The 21,496-nt window shown below is 63.3% G+C and carries 23 protein-coding genes; 10 read left to right on the plus strand and 13 right to left on the minus strand.

All coding sequences use genetic code 11. The annotated features are described in order from the left end of the window. Window positions 1-124: 124 nt before the first annotated feature. From NKH12_RS20340 to NKH12_RS20390, 11 genes are all read right to left on the minus strand, one after another. Window positions 125-1,012 (minus strand): amidohydrolase family protein, encoded by an 888-nt coding sequence (locus NKH12_RS20340; RefSeq protein ID WP_352954772.1) that lies wholly within the window; start codon window positions 1,010-1,012, stop codon window positions 125-127. Further along, entirely contained in the window at window positions 1,012-2,130 is a 1,119-nt protein-coding gene (locus NKH12_RS20345; protein ID WP_352954773.1) for a vWA domain-containing protein, read from the minus strand. The genes NKH12_RS20340 and NKH12_RS20345 overlap by 1 nt, the downstream gene beginning before the upstream one ends. A 144-nt stretch (window positions 2,131-2,274) precedes the next feature. Then, window positions 2,275-3,156, minus strand: a complete 882-nt coding sequence (locus NKH12_RS20350; protein WP_352954774.1) for an AAA family ATPase — start codon at window positions 3,154-3,156, stop codon at window positions 2,275-2,277. 9 nt (window positions 3,157-3,165) lie between these two features. Beyond that, a complete protein-coding gene (locus NKH12_RS20355; protein ID WP_352954775.1) occupies window positions 3,166-4,170 on the minus strand; it encodes a xanthine dehydrogenase family protein molybdopterin-binding subunit in 1,005 nt (334 codons plus the stop codon). A 1-nt stretch (window position 4,171) separates the two neighbouring features. Continuing rightward, window positions 4,172-5,539: a xanthine dehydrogenase family protein molybdopterin-binding subunit gene (locus NKH12_RS20360; RefSeq protein WP_352954776.1), complete on the minus strand. Its 1,368-nt coding sequence runs from the start codon at window positions 5,537-5,539 to the stop codon at window positions 4,172-4,174. Between the two features lie 15 nt (window positions 5,540-5,554). Further along, window positions 5,555-6,037, minus strand: a complete 483-nt coding sequence (locus NKH12_RS20365; RefSeq protein WP_352954777.1) for a (2Fe-2S)-binding protein — start codon at window positions 6,035-6,037, stop codon at window positions 5,555-5,557. A gap of 55 nt (window positions 6,038-6,092) precedes the next feature. Further along, a complete protein-coding gene (locus NKH12_RS20370; RefSeq protein WP_352954778.1) occupies window positions 6,093-6,887 on the minus strand; it encodes an FAD binding domain-containing protein in 795 nt (264 codons plus the stop codon). 31 nt (window positions 6,888-6,918) lie between these two features. Next, on the minus strand, window positions 6,919-7,362 hold the full coding sequence (locus NKH12_RS20375; RefSeq protein WP_352954779.1) for an SRPBCC family protein: 444 nt from the start codon (window positions 7,360-7,362) through the stop codon (window positions 6,919-6,921). Window positions 7,363-7,498: 136 nt separating this feature from the next. After that, the gene (locus tag NKH12_RS20380) at window positions 7,499-8,326 is read right to left on the minus strand and encodes an AraC family transcriptional regulator (protein ID WP_192359775.1); all 828 of its coding nucleotides are present in this window, start codon (window positions 8,324-8,326) and stop codon (window positions 7,499-7,501) included. Between the two features lie 174 nt (window positions 8,327-8,500). Then, on the minus strand, window positions 8,501-9,499 hold the full coding sequence (locus tag NKH12_RS20385; RefSeq protein ID WP_352954780.1) for an ABC transporter permease: 999 nt from the start codon (window positions 9,497-9,499) through the stop codon (window positions 8,501-8,503). 40 nt (window positions 9,500-9,539) lie between these two features. Continuing rightward, complete coding sequence (locus tag NKH12_RS20390; RefSeq protein ID WP_029351636.1) at window positions 9,540-10,280, minus strand: ATP-binding cassette domain-containing protein; 741 nt, start codon at window positions 10,278-10,280, stop codon at window positions 9,540-9,542. A gap of 427 nt (window positions 10,281-10,707) precedes the next feature. Here NKH12_RS20390 and NKH12_RS20395 point away from each other — a divergent pair, with 427 nt between their 5' ends. Together NKH12_RS20395 and NKH12_RS20400 are read left to right on the plus strand one after the other, a co-directional pair. After that, window positions 10,708-11,697, plus strand: a complete 990-nt coding sequence (locus tag NKH12_RS20395) for a sugar-binding protein (RefSeq protein WP_352954781.1) — start codon at window positions 10,708-10,710, stop codon at window positions 11,695-11,697. Window positions 11,698-11,832: 135 nt separating this feature from the next. After that, window positions 11,833-12,630 carry a FadR/GntR family transcriptional regulator gene (locus NKH12_RS20400; RefSeq protein WP_352954782.1) on the plus strand — a complete coding sequence of 266 codons (798 nt, stop codon included), beginning with the start codon at window positions 11,833-11,835 and terminating at the stop codon, window positions 12,628-12,630. Between the two features lie 176 nt (window positions 12,631-12,806). Here the strand turns inward: NKH12_RS20400 and NKH12_RS20405 are convergent, their stop codons facing one another. After that, window positions 12,807-13,745, minus strand: coding sequence for an NAD(P)-dependent oxidoreductase (locus NKH12_RS20405; protein ID WP_352954783.1), 939 nt, complete (start codon window positions 13,743-13,745; stop codon window positions 12,807-12,809). 153 nt (window positions 13,746-13,898) lie between these two features. On the opposite strand from NKH12_RS20405, the gene NKH12_RS20410 reads away from it, so the two are divergent. Together NKH12_RS20410 and NKH12_RS20415 are read left to right on the plus strand one after the other, a co-directional pair. Next, window positions 13,899-14,795 carry an NAD-dependent epimerase/dehydratase family protein gene (locus NKH12_RS20410; RefSeq protein ID WP_352954784.1) on the plus strand — a complete coding sequence of 299 codons (897 nt, stop codon included), beginning with the start codon at window positions 13,899-13,901 and terminating at the stop codon, window positions 14,793-14,795. A 99-nt stretch (window positions 14,796-14,894) separates the two neighbouring features. Further along, window positions 14,895-15,671: a FadR/GntR family transcriptional regulator gene (locus NKH12_RS20415; RefSeq protein WP_352954785.1), complete on the plus strand. Its 777-nt coding sequence runs from the start codon at window positions 14,895-14,897 to the stop codon at window positions 15,669-15,671. A 9-nt stretch (window positions 15,672-15,680) separates the two neighbouring features. Here the strand turns inward: NKH12_RS20415 and NKH12_RS20420 are convergent, their stop codons facing one another. Continuing rightward, window positions 15,681-15,968, minus strand: a complete 288-nt coding sequence (locus NKH12_RS20420; RefSeq protein ID WP_352954786.1) for a DUF3175 domain-containing protein — start codon at window positions 15,966-15,968, stop codon at window positions 15,681-15,683. A 236-nt stretch (window positions 15,969-16,204) separates the two neighbouring features. Between NKH12_RS20420 and NKH12_RS20425 the strand changes: the two genes are divergently transcribed. The 6 genes from NKH12_RS20425 (at window position 16,205) to NKH12_RS20450 (ending at window position 21,490) form a co-directional block, all read left to right on the plus strand. Next, a complete protein-coding gene (locus NKH12_RS20425; protein WP_352954805.1) occupies window positions 16,205-17,377 on the plus strand; it encodes an MFS transporter in 1,173 nt (390 codons plus the stop codon). Between the two features lie 341 nt (window positions 17,378-17,718). After that, the gene (locus NKH12_RS20430) at window positions 17,719-18,042 is read left to right on the plus strand and encodes an ArsR/SmtB family transcription factor (RefSeq protein ID WP_352954787.1); all 324 of its coding nucleotides are present in this window, start codon (window positions 17,719-17,721) and stop codon (window positions 18,040-18,042) included. Then, window positions 18,039-18,449, plus strand: coding sequence for an SRPBCC family protein (locus tag NKH12_RS20435; RefSeq protein ID WP_352954788.1), 411 nt, complete (start codon window positions 18,039-18,041; stop codon window positions 18,447-18,449). Before NKH12_RS20430 ends, NKH12_RS20435 begins: the two co-directional genes overlap by 4 nt. 138 nt (window positions 18,450-18,587) lie before the next feature. Further along, window positions 18,588-18,809: a hypothetical protein gene (locus tag NKH12_RS20440; protein ID WP_352954789.1), complete on the plus strand. Its 222-nt coding sequence runs from the start codon at window positions 18,588-18,590 to the stop codon at window positions 18,807-18,809. Window positions 18,810-19,042: 233 nt separating this feature from the next. Beyond that, window positions 19,043-20,071 carry an HTH-type transcriptional regulator GntR gene (gntR, locus tag NKH12_RS20445; RefSeq protein WP_352954790.1) on the plus strand — a complete coding sequence of 343 codons (1,029 nt, stop codon included), beginning with the start codon at window positions 19,043-19,045 and terminating at the stop codon, window positions 20,069-20,071. A gap of 294 nt (window positions 20,072-20,365) precedes the next feature. Further along, window positions 20,366-21,490, plus strand: a complete 1,125-nt coding sequence (locus NKH12_RS20450) for a sugar ABC transporter substrate-binding protein (protein WP_352954791.1) — start codon at window positions 20,366-20,368, stop codon at window positions 21,488-21,490. Window positions 21,491-21,496: the final 6 nt, after the last annotated feature.

The following is a 21,496-nucleotide window of genomic DNA, read 5'->3' on the forward strand; positions in this document are numbered from 1 at the left end:
ATGCCCCGCAAACCGGGCCAATGTGGCTCGATTGCGGTTCAAAAAACGCCCCACGCGCCATCTGCGCCAAACTTCGGCTCCCGTGCAAAGCCCTCACAAGGGGAGAAGGAAAGGGCGCTGCTCGCTACACCGGCCGATACACCTTCTCAGCCGTGTTCCAAAAGATGTCCGCCTCTGCCGCCGCGCCGTGCTTGGCCACTGCCTCGCGGTGCGCCTTGATCAGCACGGCGTGGCTGGTCCACAGCTTCTCGATCGGGAAGTTCGAGCCGAACATCAGACGGTCGCTGCCGAGGATGTCGATCGCGTTGTCGACGATATAGGCGATCAGCGCCGGGTCGTTGCGGTGGACGAAGGTGCCGAGGCCGGAGAGCTTGGCGTAGAGGTTTGGCGCTGCTGAAAGCGTGCGCAATCCGGCCTTCCAGGCCTCCGTGGTTTCGTCCGACATGTCGGTCAGCATGCCGGTATGGGTGAGGATGAAATTCGTCTCCGGGTTCTCTGCAACCAGCGTCAGCCCGTCCTTCATCTGGGACGGGAAAAGCTGCAGGTCGAAGGACATGCGATAGTCTTTCAGCCGCGCCACATTGGCCCGCACCTTCGGGTCGATCACCTGGTCGGCGGAAGCGGCAAAGCGGAAGGCCGGCGTTTCGTGCCAGTGCAGCTGCATGCGCACGCCGCGCAGCAGCTTGTATTTTACTAGCCGATCAATCTGATGGCGCACATCGTCCACAGTCATGTCGGCATAGCCGACGATGGCATGCGGCCAGCCGGTTTCGTTAGCCGTCTTCTGCAGGAAGCCGACTTCAGTCTCGAAATCCTCCTTAGCCCAGTTGGTCTGGACATAGACCGCCTTTTCGACGCCTGAGCCTTTCTGGTCGGCGAGGAACTCCTCGATCGGATAGTCGCGGCGGATCGGCTCGTAGGGCCCGAAGATGCGCGGGACCATCGGCCCGCGCAGCCAGGGCTGATCCTCTCGGCGCCAGATGTGGAAATGCGCGTCTATCGCCTTCTGCATTATGAAACCCTTTTCCAGATTGCTGCGGCCGTCAGGGCAGGGCGGGCGAGCGACAGGATGAAATCGGTGAGACCGGCGATGGACGAACCGTCGACCAGATCGTCGAGCACCGGCAGGATGGCGCGAAGTGCTGCCGTGGCCGGCTGGAAGCGCGGATCGCTGGCCAGCGGCGTCGCCAGCGAAAGCCGGAAGGCGCGGGCACTCAGCCGGCGCATCGCCATTTCCAGCTCGGCATGGTCGCCGCGCTCCAGCGCATCGGACAGGATGACGACCGCCGCGCCGCGTGCAAAGGCGGAAAAGCGCGGCACCGACAGGAAGGCGAGCAGCGTTGGTCCCATTCGCGTGCCGCCGTCCCAGTCGTCGACCAGTGCTGCCACCTTGGCCAGCGCCTGGTCTCGGTCGCGAATGCGCAACGCCGTGGTGATGCGGGTCAGCCGCGTGCCGAAGGTGAAAATTTCCGCCCGGTCCGCGCCTTGCACCGCCGCATGCGCCAGGTTGAGGTAGTCCGACGTGTGCAGCTTCATCGAGCCGGACACGTCGATCAGGACCAGCAGCTTGCGCGGCACAGTCTGCCGGCGGCGCAGCCGCGGCGACGGTATATCGCCATCGGCACTGACGATTTCGCGGAGCGATCGGCGCAGATCGAGCTTGCCGCGCGCGTGCGTGCGCACGGTGCGGAAGGAGCGGCGGGTGGGCAAGGCGGTAGCGAGCTTGCGGCGGAAAACGGCAAGCCCGTCGCCGTCGCGCTGGAAGTCGCGAGCGCTCAACTGTTCGGCGCCGGACGACAGCTCGCCGCCTTCTTCCTGGCGCGCCACCTCGCTCTCTTCATCGCTGGTGCCGCCGTCATCTTTGATGCGGGTTTCCTCGTCGGCCTCGCCTTCGACCACGGCCGCGGTGTTGCCGTAGAAGTGGCTTTGGAAATGTGCCTCGAATTCATCGCGGCGGTCGGGCGGCGGAGCCAGCGTGGCAAGCGCGGCCTCGTGGATATCGGCCATCGAGCGCGGGCCAAGCAGCGTCACCGCCTGCATGAAGCCTGACACCTGCTCGGGTGCGACCGGAAAGCCATAGCGGCGCAGCAGCCGGCCGAAGCCGAGGAACGGTGCAGCCGCCCGCGGCAAGCTTTCCTCTCCCCGTTCACGGGGAGGATGCCGGCAGGCAGGTGAGGGGCGGCGTCGACACTCGCGTTTGGCGCTGCCCCTCATCCGCCCCTTCGGGGCACCTTCTCCCCGTGAACGGTGCGAGGGGGTCGTTGACGTTGCGTGTCACGCCAGTGCCTCCTCGACGATCCGGCCGAGCTCGGGGGCGATGTAGGAGAGGTCCTCCTCATCCTTGATCAACACGCCAATGGCGCGGCGGAACGCTTCCGGCCACGGGCTGCCGCCCTTCTCGAGGATCGTCGCGGCGTTGGCCCATTCGACCGCTTCGGCGATGCCTGGCGGCTTGGCCAACGGACGGGCGCGGATGTCGCGCACGGCAGAAGCCACGGCGCGTGCGGTCGCCTCGGCGACGTCACCGGCGCGCAGCATGATGATGGCGGCCTCGCGCTCGGCGTTGGGATAGGTGATCCAGTGGTAGACGCAGCGGCGCCGCAGCGCTTCCGCCAATTCGCGGGTGCGGTTCGAGGTCAGGATGACGATCGGCTGCGCCGTCGCGCGGATGGTGCCTCTCTCAGGAATGCTGATCTGGAAATCGGAAAGAAACTCCAGCAGCAGCGCTTCGAACTCATGATCGGAACGGTCGATCTCGTCGACCAGCAGCACGCGCTTTTCCGGCGCTTTCAGCACCTGCAGCAGCGGCCGCGCGATCAGGAACCGGTCGTCATAGATGTCGACCTCATGCTCGCCGGCATGACGGATGGCGAGCAACTGGCGCTGGTAGTTCCATTCGTAGAGCGCGTGTGCTGCGTCGATGCCTTCATAGCATTGCAGCCGCATGAGGTCGCGCCCGAGCACTTCAGCTATCGCCTTCGCCGCTTCGGTCTTGCCGACACCCGGCGCGCCTTCGAGCAGCAGCGGCTTGCCTAGTCTTATCGCCAGGAAGATGGCGGTGGCCAGGCTCTCATCGGCCAGATAGCGCGAGGCGGCGAGGCGCGACGCCACCGCCTCCGGCGAGATCGCGACAGTCTCGGCGCTTCTCTTGGGCATTCCCAGCACTCAGTTCGATGCTTGCGCCTTCAGCGCCCGCAGGATGCGTTCCGGCGTGATCGGCAGCGTGTCGATGCGAACGCCGACCGCGTCGAACACGGCATTGGCGACCGCCGGGATTTGCGGGTTGGCGCACATTTCGCCTGGCCCCTTGGCGCCGTACGGGCCGTCGGCCGAGGGCCGTTCCAGCACGATAATCTCAGTTTGCGCGAGATCACCAGGACCCGGCATCAGATACTGGTTGAAGTCGGTGCTGCCATGATCGCGATTGGGATAATAGGGTTCGGTCGTCTCGTAGAGCGCATGGCTGATGCCCATCCACGAGCCACCAACCAATTGCTGCTCGACCATTTTCGGGTTCAGCGCGCGGCCGATCTCGAAGACGTTCTTGACGGTCAGCACGGTGACCTCGCCGGTCTCGTCGTCGACCTCGACTTCCGCCACCGTGCAGGCATGGGCGTAGCAGGTCGATGGCTTCATAGCGCCGGTCTCCTTCTCTGGGTACGAGCGCGGGATGAGAAACATGCCGCGGCCGGAAATCGAGCGGCCGCGCTTGAAATGCGCCGACAGCGCGACATCGAAGATCGAGATCGACTTTTGCGGCGCGCCCTTGACCAGAATGTTGCCCTGGCCGTCGGTCTCGAGGTCCGACGCATTCACTTCCAGATCCTCGGCCGCCACTTCCAGCATCACCTGGCGGGCTTCCCTGGCCGCCTGGATGACGGCGTTGCCGGCGCGGTGGGTGCCGCGCGAGGCGAAGGTGCCCATGCAGTGCGGGCCGGTATCGGTGTCGGCGGTGTCGACGACGACGCGGTCGGTCGGCACGCCGATCGTCTCGGCGCAGATCTGCGCCATGATCTGCTTCATGCCCTGGCCGAGATCGACTGATGACAGCGTCACCATGAAATTGCCGGTCGGCGTCGAATGCACCAGCGCCTGCGTGGGGTCGCCGCCGAGGTTCATGCCGGTCGGATAGTTGATCGCGGCGACGCCGCGTCCGCGCCTGATCGCCATCTCAAGCTCCTTTTGCGTAGGACGACATGGCCATGAATTTTTCCGCCACCGGCCAGTTGGCAGCGCGCGACGCTTCCTGCATGCACTCGATCAGCGCAGCGCCCTCGGTCGGCTGGCGATGTGCCTTCATGTCGCCGTCGCGATAGGCGTTGATGAAGCGGAATTCGAGCGGGTCCATGCCGATCAGCCGGGCGAGCTTGTCCATCTGCACCTCCAGCGCGAAATCGCCGATGGTGACGCCGAAGCCGCGCATGGCGGAGGAGGGCGTGCGGTTGGTGTAGACACAGTAGGTGTCGATCCAGACGTTCGGGATCGTGTAGGGACCGGGATAGTGGCCGGCGCCCTTCTGCGCGCCATAGGGCGAATGACGCGAATAGGCGCCGGCATCGGTGTAGCCGGTGACTTTGCGGGCGACGATATGGCCGTCCTTCATGACGCCGTCCTTGATGACGACCTTTTCCGCGGCGCGCGGCGAGGAGATCTGCATCTCCTCCTCGCGACTGTAGATGAAGGAGACGGGACGCCCGGTCAGCTTGGCGCCGAGGATGGCAATCGGCTCGACGATGACGTCGACCTTGCCGCCAAAACCGCCGCCGACGGTGCCGCCGACGAAATGCAGCTTGTTGCCCGGCATTTGCAGGATGATCGAGGCGTTGTCGAGGGTGAAGAACATCGCCTGCGTGTTGGTGTAGCAGGTGAAGCGGTCATTGCCCTCTGGGGCGACGATGCAGCCGGTCGTCTCGGTCGGCGCGTGCTCGATCGGCGAGGATTGGTAGGTCTGTTCGAGCACGTGATCGGCCCCGGCGAAGCCGGCCTCGACATCGCCGAAGCGCACCTTGCGGCATTCGCCGCTGTCATAGAGGTAATAGTTCCGGCCGTGATATTCGTTGACTATCGGCGCGCCGGGCTTCAGCGCTTCCTCCATGTCGAAGACTGCCGGCAGCACCTCGTAATCGACCTTGACCTTGGCCGCCGCTTCCTGCGCGGCCCGCTCGGTCTCGGCCAGCACCGCCACCACCGCCTCGCCTTTCCAGCGCACCTTGCCGTCGGCCAGCACCGTTTCGTCCTCCGGCCCGATCTGGATCAGGATCAGAATGGTGTAGACATTGTGCGGCACATCCTTGGCAGTCAGGATTTTTACCACGCCCGGGTGCTTCTCGGCCTCTGATGTGTCGATGCTGCGGATACGGGCATGATGGTGCGGGCTGCGCACCATCTTCAGGTGCAGCATGCCGGGAAAATTGCGGTCGGCGAAATAGGCGGTCTTGCCGGTGACATGACCGGGTGAATCGGAGCGCGGCCGCGGCTGGCCGATTTCGTGCAGATCGTCTTTGCGCTGGTCGGCGAAATAGCTCTTGCGGAGTTCCATCTTTTTTTACTCCCCTCAAGCCGCGTACTGCGAATTGGACCGCGCGGCGGTCAGCACCGCCTGGATGATCGGCTCGTAGCCCGTGCAGCGGCAGATATTGCCCGACAGCGCCTCGACAACATCCTCGCGGCTGGGGTTCGGCGTGTGCTCGAGCAGCACTTTGGCGGCCATGATCACGCCCGGCGTGCAAAACCCGCATTGGGTGGCGAAGGCATCGACAAAGGCGCGCTGCAAGGGATGCAGCACGCCGCCTCCAGAGAGCCCCGATGTCGTGGTGATGGCGGCGCCGTTGCAGGTTTCGGCCAGAGTCAGGCAGGAAAGCCTGAGCTCGCCGTCGATGATAACCGAGCAGGCGCCGCAGGTGCCTTGATGGCAGCCGCCCTTTGGCGAGGTGTCGCCGACCTTGTCGCGCAGCGCATGAAGCAGCGTCGTGCCGCTGTCGATGAACTCGGCCTTCTCCGCGCCGTTGAGCGTGAGCTGAACCGGGACCTTTGTCATGTTTCCCTCCTTCCGCGCTTGCCGTGCGGGCAAGCACGCTCTCCCGATGGGTACTTCAGGCAAGCAGCAGCCGGCCGAGATGGACCGGCAGGACTTCATTGCGATACCAGGCACTGGCGATCGGATCGGTGATGGGCGAGGTGCCGTCGCTCGCGACAGCCAGCGCCGGGGCGATGCCATCGCTGGTGAGCGTCCTGCCGAGCAGCGCCTTCTCCGCCGCCGTCGCACGCATCGGCCGGTCGGCCATGCAGCCAAGCGCGATCCGCGCCGAAGACACGATGCCGTCCGGCGCCCGCTCCAGCACGGCGGCGATGCTCAGCACCGAGACGCCCTTCGGCTTGACCCTCGACACTTTCAGGAAGCGAAACCCGCCGGCCACTGGAAGGCTGAAGCTGACCGCAGTGACGATGGCGCGATTGCTTTCGCGTTTTGCCAGAAAGGTTTCGATCGGCAGGTCACCGTCATCGGTGCTGACAATTGCATCCAACGCCAGTAGCGCGACGGCGAAATCGCCATACGGTGCCGGCGCGAAGAGATTGCCGCCGACCGTCGCCATGTTGCGGATAGCCGGGCCGCCGACGGCGCGCGCGGCGTGGGCAAGCGACGCGAGATCCGGATGACGGGCGATCGCCGCCATGGTCACCGAAGCGCCGATGCGGACCGCGCCGCCGGAAACGGTGATCGCCGACAGCGTCGGTTCGGTCGACCTGTTGAGGCTGGAGACCGAGACATCGCCTTCATTGGCGGCGCGCATGACCAGCGTGCCGCCGCCGAGATAGCGGGTGCCGGCGGCTTTCAGCGCCGCATTCGCGTCCTTCACCGTCGAAAAAGTCTGCAGTGCAAGCGCCATGGAACGCTCCTGTTTGTCAGCCCAATTCAGTTCAACCTTGGCCAGCGAAATGACTTTTCAAGGCGTTGAAACCGCCCTGGAAGACGTTGGCGCCCATGCCCTCGGCCAGCTTGTCGGCTTCCTCGGGAGCGGCGTCGAAGCTGGCGGTCCATTCGGCATAGGTGCGGTCGCCATCGGTCACCCTCCGCAATTTCAGCGTCGCCTTGTGATTGGTGAGCGGCTGCGGCGTCTCCAGGATGGAGTAGCTGACGAGGAAATTGTCGTCGGAGAAGTCGAGCAGCTTTTCGCGGATGCGGGCGCCGCTGGCGAGCTGGAAATTGCGCACGCAGCCGATCGCGCCGGCGTCGTTGCCGTCCTCGATATGGCTCTCGACCATGCGCGGGTGCCAGCTCGGAAGGCCGTTGAAGTCGCGTATGCGCTCCCAGACCTTTTCGACCGGCGCGTCGATGACGCTGGAGACGGTGACTTTCGCCATATGATCGTTCCCTTGCAAATATCTGTGTCGCGAGGGTAGGGCGGCGAGCCCGGCGGCGCTTATCAATGCGTCTTGAACGCCTATCAAATAGTCTGAAAAAACGGGCAGTCTGAAAAACGGGCAGTCTGAAAATGGTTCAGGAAATCGCCCGCGCCGCCTCGCGATAGAGTGTCGGCGGAACGCCGACATGGTCGCGGAAGAAGCGCGAGAAATTGCCTTGCGTGGTGAAGCCGAGATTGCAGGCGACCGAGATCAGCGGCTCCTGCGACCATTGCAACTGCCGCACCGCTTCCTCCATGCGCAACGTGTTCCAGTAGACGTTGGGCGTCAGATTGGTCTGCTCCTTGAACAGCGCGAAGAAATGCGGCCGCGACAGGCCGACGCTGCGCGCCACATCATCGAAGCAGATGCGTTCGCAGACATTGGCCTTCATCAGCTGGATCGCCTTGCGAACACGGAAATCCTGCATGGTGTGGACGCGGGCGCGTGCCACTTGCGGTGCCGAGGCGTCGGCGGCGTCGAGCACACTGTCGATGAAGCGCTCGATCTCGTAATTGGCGATGTCGTCGATGCTCTCATTGTCGCTGAGATGGTCGAGAAGGTTGGCTGCCGCCTTGTGCAGCCAGGGCTCCAATGTAATCGCCGGTGCTGAAAACAGCGGCGCGGCGGACGGCAGGTCGCGGCGCCGGCGCGCCCAGTCCGGATCGATGTAGAAGGCGAGGAACAGGCCGGGCCGGCCGTCGCGGGACAAAGCGTGGCTGTGCGGCTGGAAGGAATTGATGCCGGCAGCGGTGCCCGGTCCAAGCCGCACCGTCTCGCGGCCGATGGTCATCTCGCCGGCCGTGCCTTCCAGCCAGATGATGATATGCGCCTCGACATGAGCATGGGTGACGAAGTCGCTGGCGACGTTCAGGACAGAAACATGTCCGAACCGGCCCCAATAGAGCCTGATCGCTTCCGTCATGGGTATATCCTCCCGCAGGCGACTGGCCTCCCTTCGCCTGCAGTGGGGATTGTGCGGCGGGCTTTGTGTCCGCGTCAAGGCGCATGCGCACGCCTGACGCCGGTCATGGACGCTGCCGGCTGATTTTCAGACTGAGCGATAGCAACGGAAACGAATAGCGCTCGTGACTGCGGCCTATTCGTTGCGCCTGAAATTGCGGAGCCGGTCGAACAGAACGGCCAGCAGAATGGCGCTGCCGATGAACACGCCTTGCCAGAAGGCATTGATGCCGAGCAGCCCGAGACTGTTGCGGATCACCTCGATCAGCGCCGCGCCGACGACTGCGCCAAAGGCCGTGCCCATGCCGCCGGCCAGGTTGGCGCCACCGATGACGGTGGCGGCGATGACCTGAAGCTCCATGCCGTTGCCGAGATTGGTGGTGACGGCGCCCAGCCAGCCGGTCTGGATGATGCCGGCAATGCCGGCCGCCAGCGCCGAAATCATGTAGACCGCGACCTTGATCTGGCGCACCGGAACGCCGGTCAGCGTCGCCGCATGCTCGTTGCCGCCGATGGCGAAGATGTGCCGGCCGAATTTCGTCCAGCGCAGGACGAAGCCGGTGATCAGCGCCAGCACGATCGTGTAGAGCACCGGATTGGCGATGCCGAACACAAAGGCGCCGCCGCCCAGCGCCAGAAGCTTGTCGTGATCGGGCCCGAACTGGAAGACGACGGTGTTGTTGGAGGCGACCATGGCAAGGCTGCGCGCGATCGACAGCATGCCGAGCGTCACCACGAACGGCGGAAAACCGAGATAGGCGATCAGGATGCCGTTGAAGGCGCCGATGACCAGCGCTGTCGCGATTGCAGCGGCAATGCCGATCTCGATGCCGTAGCCGGCATGCATGGTCACCGCCAGCACCATCGAACACAGGCAAAGCACCGAACCGACCGAAAGGTCGATGCCGCCGGTGATGATGACGAAGGTCATGCCGAGCGCGACGATGGCGACGAAGGTGACGTTGCGGGTGATGTTGTAGAGGTTCTTCGTCGTGGCGAAGGAATCCGTGGCGACGGACAGGAACAGGCAGGCGAGGATGACCGCGATCACCACCCAGAAGGTCTGGCTGGCAAACACCCGGGTCAGCAAAGTGTGCTGTTTCTGCGCGATCGTCTGGTCAAGAGTTACTGCCATCGTCGACCTTTATCTGCTTGCGTGGTGAAACCCGCTGACATCAAACCTGTTCGATGGCGCCGGTGATGAGCCCGGTAACTTCCTCGGGCGAACTCGACGCGATCGTCTTGTCGGCAACCTTGCGGCCGCGCCGCATGACGATAACGCGGTCTGCAACGTCAAAGACATCGGGCATGCGGTGACTGATCAGCACGACCGCAATGCCCTGGTCGCGCAAATGACGGATCAGATTCAGCACCTCGGCGACCTGCCGGACCGAGATCGCCGCCGTCGGCTCGTCCATCAGCACGATCTTGGCCTGCGAAAGCATGGTGCGGGCGATCGCCACCGCTTGCCGCTGGCCGCCCGACATCTGCTTGACCAAGTCGCGCGGGCGGGTTTCGGATTTCAGCACGGCAAAAATCTGGCCGGCGCGCTTGTACATGGCGGCGTAGTCGAGGATGCGAAACGGCCCGACGCCACGGCGCAACTCGCGGCCGAGATAGACATTGGCGGCGGCCGTCAGATTGTTGCACAGCGCCAGATCCTGATGGACGATCTCGATGCCGTGCTGGCGCGCCTCCACCGGCTTGTGCAGGATAAGCTCCTTGCCGTCCATCTGCATCGTGCCGTGGCTCGGGCGGAAATTGCCGGCGATCATCTTGACCAGCGTCGACTTGCCGGCGCCGTTATCGCCCATCAGGCCGACCACCTGTCCGGCCTCGATCGACAGCGAAACGTCGTTGACGGCCTGGATCGCGCCGAAATGTTTCGAGATGTTGGCAAGTTCGAGAACCGACACCAGACTGCTTCCTCCCCGTGCTTTGCGGCTGCGGTTCTGCCGCGGCCTCGCTCTTCCCAGCTCCTCCCGGGAACAGCGCTTTTGCCCATTTACGCACATGCCCCCTTGCCGTCAACAGCGGCTTCTTTCGAAAAATCCGTTTTGTAGGACAAATAGCAATTGACGTTGGTCGCAAGCCGATATTAGCTAGGCGCCGGAGGAGATTATGCCGATCTCCTGTCCCGGTGCGCTGGGCGGGATCGGCGGAGGTTTATCGGTTGAGGATCTGGCAGCGTCCATATCGCGCTGGTCTGCGATCGCATCTGGAAATACTTATCGGCCCGGCTTGGCGACACGAGCGCTCGCGAAACGAACCTCTGTCATCGCGCTTCCGGGCTGGTCTGTGTGGCGGGCACGCCGTGTCCGTCTGTTTCAAGGGAGGACTGAAATGAGGAAATCACTATTGCTCGCTGCCGTCGCCATGCTGGCGTTGGGCGCCGGGCCGGCTATGGCCAAAAAACAGCTCGTCATCGTGGTGAAGGGGCTCGACAATCCGTTCTTCGAGGCCATCAACCAGGGTTGCCAGAAATGGAACTCGGAAAACGCCAACTCGGAGTATGAATGCTTCTACACCGGCCCGGCGTCGACCTCGGACGAGGCCGGCGAAGCCCAGATCGTTCAGGACATGCTGAGCAAACCGGACACAGCGGCGATGGCCATTTCGCCGTCCAACGCGCCGCTGATCGCGCAAACGATCAAAAGTGCCAATCCGTCGATCCCAATCATGACGCTCGACGCCGACCTCAGCAAGGAAGATGCGGCGCTGCGCAAGACCTATCTCGGCACCGACAACTACCTGATGGGCTACAAGATCGGTGAGTACATCAAGAAGGGCAAGCCGGAGGGTGGCAAGATCTGCACCATTGAGGGCAATCCGGCGGCTGACAATATCCTGCGCCGCGCCCAGGGCATGCGCGACGCGCTTTCCGGCCAGAAGGATCTCCCGGCGCTCGCCGGCGAGGGCGGCTGGACCGAGGTCGCCGGTTGCCCGGTGTTCACCAATGACGACGGCGCCAAGGGCGTGCAGGCGATGACCGATATCCTCGCCGCCAATCCCGATCTTGACGCGTTCGGCATCATGGGCGGCTGGCCGCTGTTCGGCGCGCCGCAGCCCTATCGCGACTTGTTCAAGCCGATGGCCGATAAGATCGCCAAGAACGAGTTCGTCATCGGTGCGGCCGATACGATCGGTGACGAGGTGGCCATTGCCAAGGAGGGTCTGGTGACCGCATTGGTCGGCCAGCGGCCGTTCGAGATGGGCTACAAGGCGCCCTCGGTGATGATCGACCTGATCGAAGGCAAGCCCGTCGCCGATCCGGTCTTCACCGGTCTCGACGAGTGCACCAAGGACACGGTCGATACCTGCATCCAGAAGTAGGTTCGCAGTTTTCGGGGCGGCCGCTCGCCGGACGCCCCGTCACACCGGTTCACGAAAACCTGCGAGGTGAGATTGCAGGGGCGAACCGCTCCTGCTTTGCCGCGCCTTGAGTTCAGCCTGTGCCGGGGAACATGGATGTCGGACGCAAGATCGAAAAAGCGACTTACTACGGTCAAGGCACGGGCCAAGGTCAAGGCACGGGCTGCCCGTCCGCCCGGCGCGCGCCGTACCGACGCGGCGCTGATCCCCGGATCGAGCGTGCATGCGTCGCTGGCCAACGAGATCGGTCTCAGGATCGTGCGCGGCGACTATCCGCCCGGAACCATCCTGCCCAATGAAGCCAAATGGTCCGACACTTTCAACGTCAGCCGCTCGGCGGTTCGCGAGGCGATCAAGATGCTGATGGCCAAGAGCCTGCTGGCCTCACGCCCCAAGATCGGCAGCTGGGTCGAACCGAAGGAGCGCTGGAACCTGCTCGATCGCGACGTGCTTGCCTGGTATGCGACGGCGCCCGATCGCGAGATGTTCCTGCGCACCGTCCAGGAATTCCGCCACATCATAGAGCCGGAAGCCAGCGCCTTTGCCGCGATGCGGCGTAGCGACGAGCAGATGGCCGAGATCAGCCAGGCCTGCCGTGAGATGGGGGAGGCGGCGACCCTGCCCGAGCGCACCCGCGCCGACACGCGTTTTCACCTCGCCATCCTGCGCGCCTCGGGTAACGACCTTCTGGTGCCGCTCGGTGTGCTGATCGAATCGGCGCTCGACCACCTCTTCGTTTTCGTCACGCGCGAAACCAGCGACCAGCCTCGGGCGCAGGCGCTGCACGAGGCCATCGAGAAGAACATCCGGCTCAGGCGTCCGGCGGCGGCAAGGAATGCCGTGCACAGACTGCTCGCCAACACTGACGACGTTATCGGGCGGTCGCGGCGGTGATTTATACCGCAAAGTCGGCGCCGCCCCTCACCCTTACCCTCACCCCGTGAAGAACGGGGAGAGGGGGACGCCAGCGCTGGAGCTTGTTCCTTCTCCCCGTTTTTCACGGGGAGAAGGTGGCGGCAGCCGGATGAGGGGCAGCGCCAACCTTGATCAGATACAGCGAGCCAATCGCGTCAAATCGCCTGTTTCTTCCCCTCCTTCGTCGGTGTCAGGTCGACGCCGTTGACCTTGCCGATATGCGTCGCCAGCATCGGCACATATTGATCGGCGGGCCCGGCGGCGAATGCGCCGGCGAAGGCGTTCTTGGTGGCATTGCCGAGCGGGTTGGCGATGCCGGCAGCACCCGCCATCGATTCGAGATAGGTGAGGTCCTTGAAGGCGTTGGCGATGGTGAATTTGTGCGCATCGCGGTCGCCTTCCAGCGTCCAGCGCATAAAGGTCTGGTAGAAGCCGCAATCCATGCGGCCGTTGCGGATGACGCTGTCGAAGCGCGGCGGCGAGATGCCGACCTTTTGCGCCAGCGCCAGCGCCTCCGAATAGATCGCCGCGTAGCCCAGCGAGATGAAATTGTTGAGCAGCTTCATGCGGTGGCCGTCGCCAGTGTCGCCGATATGGACGATGCGCCCGGCCCAGGTGTCGAGCACCGGCTTGAGGCGGGCAAAGACCACGTCGGATGCGCCGACCATGGCGTCGAGCGTGCCTTCCCAAGCCTCCTTCGGCGTGCGGCTGAGCGGGGCGTCGACATAGTCGACGCCGAGCGCCTTGAGCTCGGCGGCAAGCGCTAACGTCGAGGTCGGGTCCGAGGTCGAGCAATCGACAACCACCGAACCCTTCTTCAGGCCTTCCTTGAGGCCGCCGGGCCCGCGGATGATGGCTTCGACCTCGCGCGAGCCGGTGACGCAGATAAAGACGATATCAGATGCCACTGCCACGTCGCGCGAGGTCGCGGCTTCCTCCGCACCCCGGCCGAGCAGGTCTTCCGCCGGAGCGCGGTTCTTGCGGCCGAGAAACGTCAGGGAATAGCCCTTATCGACGATGTTCTTCGCGATCCCGTGTCCCATCAAGCCAAGTCCGATGAAGCCGATCTTTTCGCTCGCGGCGGTGGTGTTCATGGCGTGTAATCCTGTGTTGCGCTCTCGATGACGGCGCTGCACTTTGGCAGGCGAATTGTTGCAGCGGGTTTTCGCCGCAGGCGGTGGCAGGCGATTGCAGAGTTCGATATTGTCTGACAATACACATGAATCTTGGGGAATGTGGAGAGCAAAATGACGAAGCGGATCATGTTCACCGGCGGCAGCGGCAAGGCCGGGCGTCATGTTGTGCAGTATCTGGTCGAGCAGGGATGCCAGGTGCTCAACATCGACACCAAGCCGCTCGACAATCCCAAGGTGCGCACACTGATCACTGACATCACCGACAGCGGGCAGGTGTTCAATGCGCTGTCGAGCTATATGGGCCTGCATGAATTCGACCCGTCGCTGCGCGCGCAGCCGGTCGATGCCGTGGTGCACTTCGCGGCCATCCCGCGCATCATGATCACGCCCGACAACGAGGTGTTCCGCATCAACGCACTCGGCACCTACAATGTCATCGAGGCGGCGGTGAAGCTCGGCATCCGCAAGGTAGTGATCGCCTCCAGCGAGACGACCTATGGGCTGGTCTTCGCCAACGAGCCGCGCGACCCGACGCATTTCCCGCTCGACGAGGAGTACGATGTCGATCCCATGGACAGCTATGCGCTGTCCAAGATCGTCAATGAGAAGACGGCGCGCGCCTTCGCGCTGCGCAGCGGCATCGACGTCTACGCCTTGCGCATCGGCAACGTCATCGAACCGCATGAATATTCGCTGTTCCCGAAGTGGTTCGCAGATCCGGGTTTCCGAAAACGGATCGCCTGGAGCTATATCGATGCGCGCGACCTCGGCCAGATCACGCTGCGCGCCATCGAGAAGGATGGGCTCGGCTATCAGGTGTTCAACGCCGCCAATGACGACACCTCGTCCGATCTGCCGACGGCCGAACTCTTGAAGCGGTTTTATCCCGGCGTGCCGGTCAAGGTTGAGCTCGGCGAGTACGAGACGCTGCTTTCGAACCGCAAGGCGCGGGATGTGCTCGGGTTTCGCCCGGAACACAGCTGGCGGAAATACGTCAAGACGGCATGACGGGGGTCGATCCGGGCTGACATGTGCACAGAAGCAGGCTTTGCAGCCCGAGGCTTTTCCCGTGCTTGACAGCTTTCGAAATCCGGACTTTGTGAACGCATGCGGGACGGGAAGCCGAATAAGAGAAAAACACCGGCCAAGGCGGCGTCCGCCGAGCGCCCGACAGTCGTGCGCCGCGCCGACGCGGCGCGTATGCCTGGGTCGAGCGTGCATGCGTCGCTGGCCAACGAGATCGGTCTCAGGATCGTGCGCGGCGACTATCCGCCGGGAACCATCCTGCCCAATGAAGCCAAATGGTCCGAGACCTTCGACGTCAGCCGCTCGGCGGTGCGCGAGGCGATCAAGATGCTGATGGCCAAGAGCCTGCTGGCGTCGCGCCCGAAGATCGGCAGCTGGGTCGAACCAAAAGAGCGCTGGAACCTGCTCGATCGCGACGTGCTTGCCTGGTACGCGACATCGCCCGACCGCGAGGTGTTCCTGAAAACGGTGCAGGAATTCCGCCACATCATCGAGCCGGAAGCGACCGCCTTTGCCGCGATGCGGCGCACAGACGAGCAGATGGCCGAGATCAGCCAAGCCTGCCGGGAGATGGGCGAGGCGACGACGCTGCGAGAGCGCACCCGCGCCGATACGCGTTTTCATCTGGCCATCCTGCGCGCCTCGGGCAACGACCTCCTGGTACCGCTCGGCGTGCTGATCGAATCGGCGTTTGATCATCTGTTCGCCTATACGACGCGGGAACTGGACGATTTGCAGCACGCGCAGAAGCTGCACGAGGCGATCGAAAAGAACATTCGCCTGCAGCGGCCGGATGCGGCGCGCAACGCGGTCCGCAAGCTGTTGGCCAATACAGATAGCGTCATCAAGTCGAGGTAGGCCGACCCTCTAATCTTCTCTCGGGCGCCCAAATGCTGCCCGCAGTTCGTCCTTGGCGTCCTCCAGCACTTTCTTCTGCTTGGCCGGCAGGTTCTTACCGGCACGGTTGATGTAGAAATTCAGCATCGACATGGCGGACTGGAACGGCTCGGCCTTGCGCCGGTAGCTGTGCTCGGCCGATCGCTTCAGCGAGGCCGCGATCTTCTTGGGGTCGTGTGATTCGAAGATATGCTCCTCGAGGTCCAGCGCGTCGCTGTGCTCGGTCACCTCGGCCGACCATTTCCTTTTCGCGGTCATAACAAACTCCTTCAATTGGTGCGTTGATGGAAAACTCCGGGACGGCGGCCACTGTTCCACTTCAGCTTACATCCCTGGAACCACGGATTTGCTGGATGTGGCGCTGCACGGCGTCGCCAATGTGCCGATAGTGATGTCGAACCGGTCGATTTCGCAGAACCCCGACAGGAAACGCCTTGACCACAACCGTCTCCAGCCAGGCAAGCAGCCCCGGCATCGACAGCGCCTATGCCTGGATGCGGCTCGGCATTTCGGTGCTGCTGGCGACGATCGGCGGCGTCGGCATGTGGGCGGTGGTCGTGGTGCTGCCCGCCGTGCAGGCCGAATTCGGCGTCGATCGCGCCGCCGCGTCGATGCCCTATACCGCGACCATGGTGGGCTTCGCAGCGGGAAATGTGCTGGTCGGCCGCGCCATCGACCGCATGGGCTACTGGATCCCGGCGCTCATTGCCTCGGTGGCGCTCGGCGCCGGTTTCCTGCTAGCGTCGCTGACCAGTTCGATCCTGCAATTCACTCTTGTCCAGGGACTTTTGATCGGCGTCGGCACGTCGGCGATTTTCGGGCCGCTGATCGCCGACATCTCGCACTGGTTCAATCGCCGGCGCGGCGTCGCGGTGACGGCTGCCGCCGCCGGCAACTATCTCGCCGGGGCGATCTGGCCGTTGGCAATGCCGTATGTCATGCAGGCCGAAGGCTGGCGTTTCACCTATGCCGCGATCGGCGTTGTCTGCCTCGCGACCATGGTACCGCTGATCCTGCTGCTCAGGCGTGGCGTACCACGTGCCGCCGCTCCCGGGTCGCCTGGCAGCCGGCCCGTCCAGCCGATCTCACTGTCACCGGCAGCCCTGCAGGTGCTGCTCGTCGTCGCCGGCCTTGGCTGCTGCGTGGCGATGTCGATGCCGCAGGTCCATATCGTCGCCTATTGCATAGACCTCGGCTACGGCGTGGCGCGAGGCGCCGACATGCTGTCGATCATGCTGGCGGCGGGTGTCGTCAGCCGGCTGGCCTCCGGCTTCCTTGCCGATCGCATCGGCGGCGTGAAAACCCTGCTGATCGGCTCGGTGCTGCAAGCCCTGTCGCTGTTGTTCTACATCCCCTTCGATGGGCTCGCCTCGCTTTACGTCGTCTCGCTGGTCTTCGGCCTGTCGCAAGGGGGCATCGTGCCTTGTTATGCCATCATCGTGCGCGAATACATGCCCGCCAAAGAGGCCGGCCAGCGTGTCGGCATCGTCATGATGGCAACCATCTTCGGCATGGCGATCGGCGGCTGGATGTCGGGCTGGATCTATGATCTGACCGGGTCCTACGCCGCCGCATTCCTCAACGGCATTGCCTGGAACCTGCTGAACATAGCGGCCATGGTGCTGCTGCTGTGGAAGGCACGGCGCAGCGCCGCGGCGATTGCCTGAAACGGAGCACCTGGGCCCCCTTCCGACGCTACCGATCAACTAAAGCGCCTGTCGACGGCATTATCACGGCACAAAAAACCGCCTCAAGGACGGGTTACTGGCGCGAATCAGCACTATGAATAAATTCCTAGCATAGCTGCCGTCACCTGTCAAGCCGAACTCACACTGATCGCTAGTTCGATCCCGAGTTCCGAGAGTTCGGGCGTGTCTCAGTTTGAACCCGGCTCACGATCCCGAGCGGAAGGCCGATAGTCCGCAATCGCCAGGTCCACATTCCTGCTTGACTTACGCATATCTCGGTGGTTATTGGTTTATCAATAGCCATAGGGTTATCGATTTCCATGGCACAGCCCCACGAGATCCTTTTCAGAACGCTTGCCGATCCGACGCGACGGGCCATCTTCGAGCGGCTGTGTCGCGACGGAGACCAGACCGTCGCGGCCCTGACCGCTCGGGCCGGGGTCTCGCAACCGGCCGTGTCAAAGCATCTTGGGGTCCTGAAGCAGGCCGGGTTGGTGCGCGACCGTCATGAAGGCCGCAATACGCATTATAGCGCGGAGCTCGGCGCCTTGGCGCCGCTGATCGACTGGACAAACCAAATGGCTGGGTTCTGGAAAAGCCGATTCGACAACCTCGAAGATTTGCTCAAAAGGATGGACCAATGACCAATACTGAGACCGAAACACGCGCCGTCGTTGTCGAACGGGAGGTCGCTTTTCCGCCGGAAAAGATCTGGCGCGCGCTCACGCAATCACACCTGATCGAGGAGTGGCTGATGAAGAACGATTTCAAGCCAGACGAGGGCCACCGTTTCAATCTTAGCGCGGACTGGGGGGCGGTCGATTGTCAGGTCCAGGCCGTCGAGCCCAACAAGACGCTGTCTTACACGTGGGATACCAAGGATCTCAAAAGTGTCGTCACGTGGACGCTCACCCCTACGAGCACGGGGACCCATCTGCGCATGGAGCAGTTGGGCTTCCGGCCGGATCAGCAGCAGTACTACCAGGGTGCCCAACACGGATGGCAGCGGTTCCTAGCGAACCTGGAGCAGGTCCTGGCGCGGATAGAGTAAGGTGTGCCGGCGCCAATGGGCATCTGCGGTGAACGCAATGGCCAACAAGACGTCCATCAAATCAAACAAGCTTGCATAAACGGCCGCCGCCAAGCGGGTTGCCCGGTCCGCTTCAGCTCGTCTTCAGAGGAGGTGCTCATGAACTGGAACACGTGGATTCGGCAATTCCACCGCTGGCTGTCGATCATTTTTACGGCGGTCGTCGCTGCCATCTTCATCACCTTGGGCGTAGGGGTCGAGCCCGCCTATTGGGTATACCTCATGCCGCTGATCCCGCTCGGCTTGCTCATGCTCAGCGGTCTCTACTTGTTCGCGTTGCCCTATGCCACGAGGTGGCGCAGCGGAAGACGCGCGGCGTAGAAGCCTGAGCACGGTGGACGACAAGACGCCCGCTCACCACCCACAGCCGAAATTCAAACTGTGGCGCTACCCGAGTTCGGTAGCTGTCCTGGCCGGTTAGCTTGACAACGGGGTAAGGCTGCGCGACGCCAGACGGGTGCGGCAAGTCGGGTTGGCATGGCGATAGTGGCAAAGACGCTGAACAGCATTTCGTGGCCGCGCTTCGGCGAGGGCGCTGAGTTCGGGACAAGGCTATGACCAAACCGCGCTCGCGCCGCGGCGGCGGCCGTCCGACGATCGCCGACGTCGCGCGCAAGGCCGGCGTCGGCGCCATCACCGTCTCCCGCGCCTTGCGCGAGCCGGGGCGTGTTTCGGAAGATCTGCGCCGCCAGATCCAGGCGGCTGTCGATGAGCTCGGTTACGTGCCCGACCCAAATGCGCGGGCGCTGGCTTCGGCGCGCGCCGAGGTCTTTGGCGTGCTGGTGCCGTCGCTCACCAACAGCGTCTTTGCCGAAGTGCTGCGCGGCATCTATGACAGCCTGTCCGACAGTTCCTACCGTATCCAGCTCGGCAATACCCATTATTCCGGCCTCGAGGAGGAACGGCTGCTGCAGGTGTTCGGCCCGCAGCGCCCGGCGGCGCTGATCGTGGCGGGCATCGACCAGACGCCAACGTCGCGAAGACTGCTCGAGACGGCCGGCTGCCCGGTGGTGCAGGTCATGGAGACCGGGCCCGATCCGGTTGACATGATGGTCGGCTTCTCGCATTTCGACGGCGGCAAGGCGGCGACGGAACACATGATCGAAATGGGCTATCGCCGCATCGGCTTCATCGGCGCGCGCATGGACCCGCGCTCGCAGCGTCGTCTGGCAGGCTATCGCGCGGCGATGGAGGCGGCCGGTCTGTTCGACGCGCGGCTGATCACCACCACGCCGGTGCCGTCCAGCGTGACGCTCGGGCGCGAACTGTTTCGTGACGCGCTGGCCAAGGTGGCGATGCTCGACGGGGTTTTCTGCAACAATGACGACATTGCGCTCGGCGTACTGTTCGAGTGCCACCGCGCCTCGATCGCCGTGCCGAAGACGATCGGCATCACAGGCTTCAACGATCTCGACATGATGGAAGTGGCTTTTCCATCGGTCACCAGCATCCGGACGCCTCGCTACGAGATCGGCCGGCTGTCTGTCGCCATGGCGCTCGCGGCGATTGCAGGCAAGCGGCCGCAAGAGCCGGTCGTCGATCTCGGCTTCGAACTCAAGCGCCGCGAGAGCACGGCCCGCTGACCTGCCTTCGAGACGCAGTGAAGTGACGCTTTACACAATGTCGTGGTAGCGCTACCATCTATCTCTGGCAAAAATTCACCGCAAAGGGGCTAGTTTGTTTATTATATATAATCGACAGCTCATGCTTGTTTATTATGTATAATATGATAGTTTTTACTGTGGTTGCCGAGCGGCAAGGGAGGAGATCGGGTCGGCATTCGGCCACCTGAGAAAGCGCGACGGGCAAGGCGGGAGGTGCCGGGCCGGACGCGAGACGCGTAAGACAATCAAAAACTGCAACTGGGAGGAATATCGATGTTCAAGTCACTTGTTGGTGGCATCGTTGCCGCCACTGCATTCGCCATGCTAAGCTCGTCGGCGCTCGCCGAGCCAGAAATCGTCACGGGCCCGTCGGCCGAGCCGGACTGCTTCGCGCCATGGGCCGCCGACACGCAGTTCTTCAAGTTCCCCAAGAAGGAAGGCCCGTACCGCGTAGCGCTCGCCAATGGCTATATCGCCAACACCTGGCGTATCCAGATGGTGCAGACGGCGAAGGCCTATGCGGCGCAGCCGGAGGTCGCGGCGAAACTGAAGGAATTCAAGGTCGTCTCGACCGGCGAAGACGTGCCGGCGCAGATTTCGGCGATCAACAACTTCATCGATTCCGGCTATGACGCGATCGTCGTCAACGCGCAGAATCCGACGGCGTTCGGACCGGTCATCAAGCGCGCCAAGGAAGCCGGCGTCGTGCTGGTCGCTTTCGACAATATTCTCGACACCAAGGATGCCATCAACGTCAATGTCGATCAGAAAGGCCTTGGCGAGTTGTGGGCCAACTGGCTGATCAAGCATATTCCCAATGGTGGCAAGATCCTCGAAGTGCGCGGCGTTGCCGGCACGTCGGTCGATACCGACCGCCACAATGGCATCCATGAGGTCTTCGATGCTTCGGGCAAGAAGTGGGAGGTCACCGAAGTCATCGGCAAATGGGACGATGGCGTGGCGCAAAAGGCCTCGGCCGACGCGATCGCCACCAACGGTCCCTTCGACGGCGTCACCGGTCAGGGCGGCGACACCGGCATCGTCCAGGCGATGATCGATGCCAAGCATCCGTTCGTGCCGTTCGGCGGCGAAACGGAGAATGGCTTCCGCAAATTCTGCGCCAAGTTTGCCGCAGACGGGCTGAAATGCTCGTCGGCCGGAACCGGTCCCGCCCAGGTCGCGGTCGCCATCAAGACGGCGATTGCCGCGCTCGAAGGCCAGGTTGTCCCGCAAGCGGTGAAGCTGCCGTTGGCGATCGTCGAGGATCCGAACTTCAAGGAAGGCGAGGACTATTTCCCCGACCAGTCCGACAATTTCTTCGTCGGCAATTCCTTCCCGACCTGCGGCATCAACTTCACCGCGCAGGAAATCATGGGCCAGAGCAAGGAAAACCAATAGAGTGAT

The organism is Mesorhizobium sp. M1322, assembly GCF_040318085.1.
Classification (GTDB): domain Bacteria; phylum Pseudomonadota; class Alphaproteobacteria; order Rhizobiales; family Rhizobiaceae; genus Mesorhizobium.

What these genes read in the sequence shown, in the direction of transcription:
- NKH12_RS20385 (WP_352954780.1), bottom strand. Translation starts at nt 9,499, where the DNA reads ATGGCAGTAACTCTTGACCAGACGATCGCGCAGAAACAGCACACTTTG.
- NKH12_RS20435 (WP_352954788.1), top strand. Translation starts at nt 18,039, where the DNA reads ATGACCAATACTGAGACCGAAACACGCGCCGTCGTTGTCGAACGGGAG.
- NKH12_RS20360 (WP_352954776.1), bottom strand. Translation starts at nt 5,539, where the DNA reads ATGGAACTCCGCAAGAGCTATTTCGCCGACCAGCGCAAAGACGATCTG.
- NKH12_RS20400 (WP_352954782.1), top strand. Translation starts at nt 11,833, where the DNA reads ATGTCGGACGCAAGATCGAAAAAGCGACTTACTACGGTCAAGGCACGG.
- NKH12_RS20405 (WP_352954783.1), bottom strand. Translation starts at nt 13,745, where the DNA reads ATGAACACCACCGCCGCGAGCGAAAAGATCGGCTTCATCGGACTTGGC.
- NKH12_RS20355 (WP_352954775.1), bottom strand. Translation starts at nt 4,170, where the DNA reads ATGGCGATCAGGCGCGGACGCGGCGTCGCCGCGATCAACTATCCGACC.
- NKH12_RS20350 (WP_352954774.1), bottom strand. Translation starts at nt 3,156, where the DNA reads ATGCCCAAGAGAAGCGCCGAGACTGTCGCGATCTCGCCGGAGGCGGTG.
- NKH12_RS20395 (WP_352954781.1), top strand. Translation starts at nt 10,708, where the DNA reads ATGAGGAAATCACTATTGCTCGCTGCCGTCGCCATGCTGGCGTTGGGC.
- NKH12_RS20415 (WP_352954785.1), top strand. Translation starts at nt 14,895, where the DNA reads ATGCGGGACGGGAAGCCGAATAAGAGAAAAACACCGGCCAAGGCGGCG.
- NKH12_RS20430 (WP_352954787.1), top strand. Translation starts at nt 17,719, where the DNA reads ATGGCACAGCCCCACGAGATCCTTTTCAGAACGCTTGCCGATCCGACG.
- gntR (WP_352954790.1), top strand. Translation starts at nt 19,043, where the DNA reads ATGACCAAACCGCGCTCGCGCCGCGGCGGCGGCCGTCCGACGATCGCC.
- NKH12_RS20410 (WP_352954784.1), top strand. Translation starts at nt 13,899, where the DNA reads ATGACGAAGCGGATCATGTTCACCGGCGGCAGCGGCAAGGCCGGGCGT.
- NKH12_RS20440 (WP_352954789.1), top strand. Translation starts at nt 18,588, where the DNA reads ATGAACTGGAACACGTGGATTCGGCAATTCCACCGCTGGCTGTCGATC.
- NKH12_RS20370 (WP_352954778.1), bottom strand. Translation starts at nt 6,887, where the DNA reads ATGGCGCTTGCACTGCAGACTTTTTCGACGGTGAAGGACGCGAATGCG.
- NKH12_RS20340 (WP_352954772.1), bottom strand. Translation starts at nt 1,012, where the DNA reads ATGCAGAAGGCGATAGACGCGCATTTCCACATCTGGCGCCGAGAGGAT.
- NKH12_RS20375 (WP_352954779.1), bottom strand. Translation starts at nt 7,362, where the DNA reads ATGGCGAAAGTCACCGTCTCCAGCGTCATCGACGCGCCGGTCGAAAAG.
- NKH12_RS20425 (WP_352954805.1), top strand. Translation starts at nt 16,205, where the DNA reads ATGCGGCTCGGCATTTCGGTGCTGCTGGCGACGATCGGCGGCGTCGGC.
- NKH12_RS20380 (WP_192359775.1), bottom strand. Translation starts at nt 8,326, where the DNA reads ATGACGGAAGCGATCAGGCTCTATTGGGGCCGGTTCGGACATGTTTCT.
- NKH12_RS20450 (WP_352954791.1), top strand. Translation starts at nt 20,366, where the DNA reads ATGTTCAAGTCACTTGTTGGTGGCATCGTTGCCGCCACTGCATTCGCC.
- NKH12_RS20365 (WP_352954777.1), bottom strand. Translation starts at nt 6,037, where the DNA reads ATGACAAAGGTCCCGGTTCAGCTCACGCTCAACGGCGCGGAGAAGGCC.
- NKH12_RS20420 (WP_352954786.1), bottom strand. Translation starts at nt 15,968, where the DNA reads ATGACCGCGAAAAGGAAATGGTCGGCCGAGGTGACCGAGCACAGCGAC.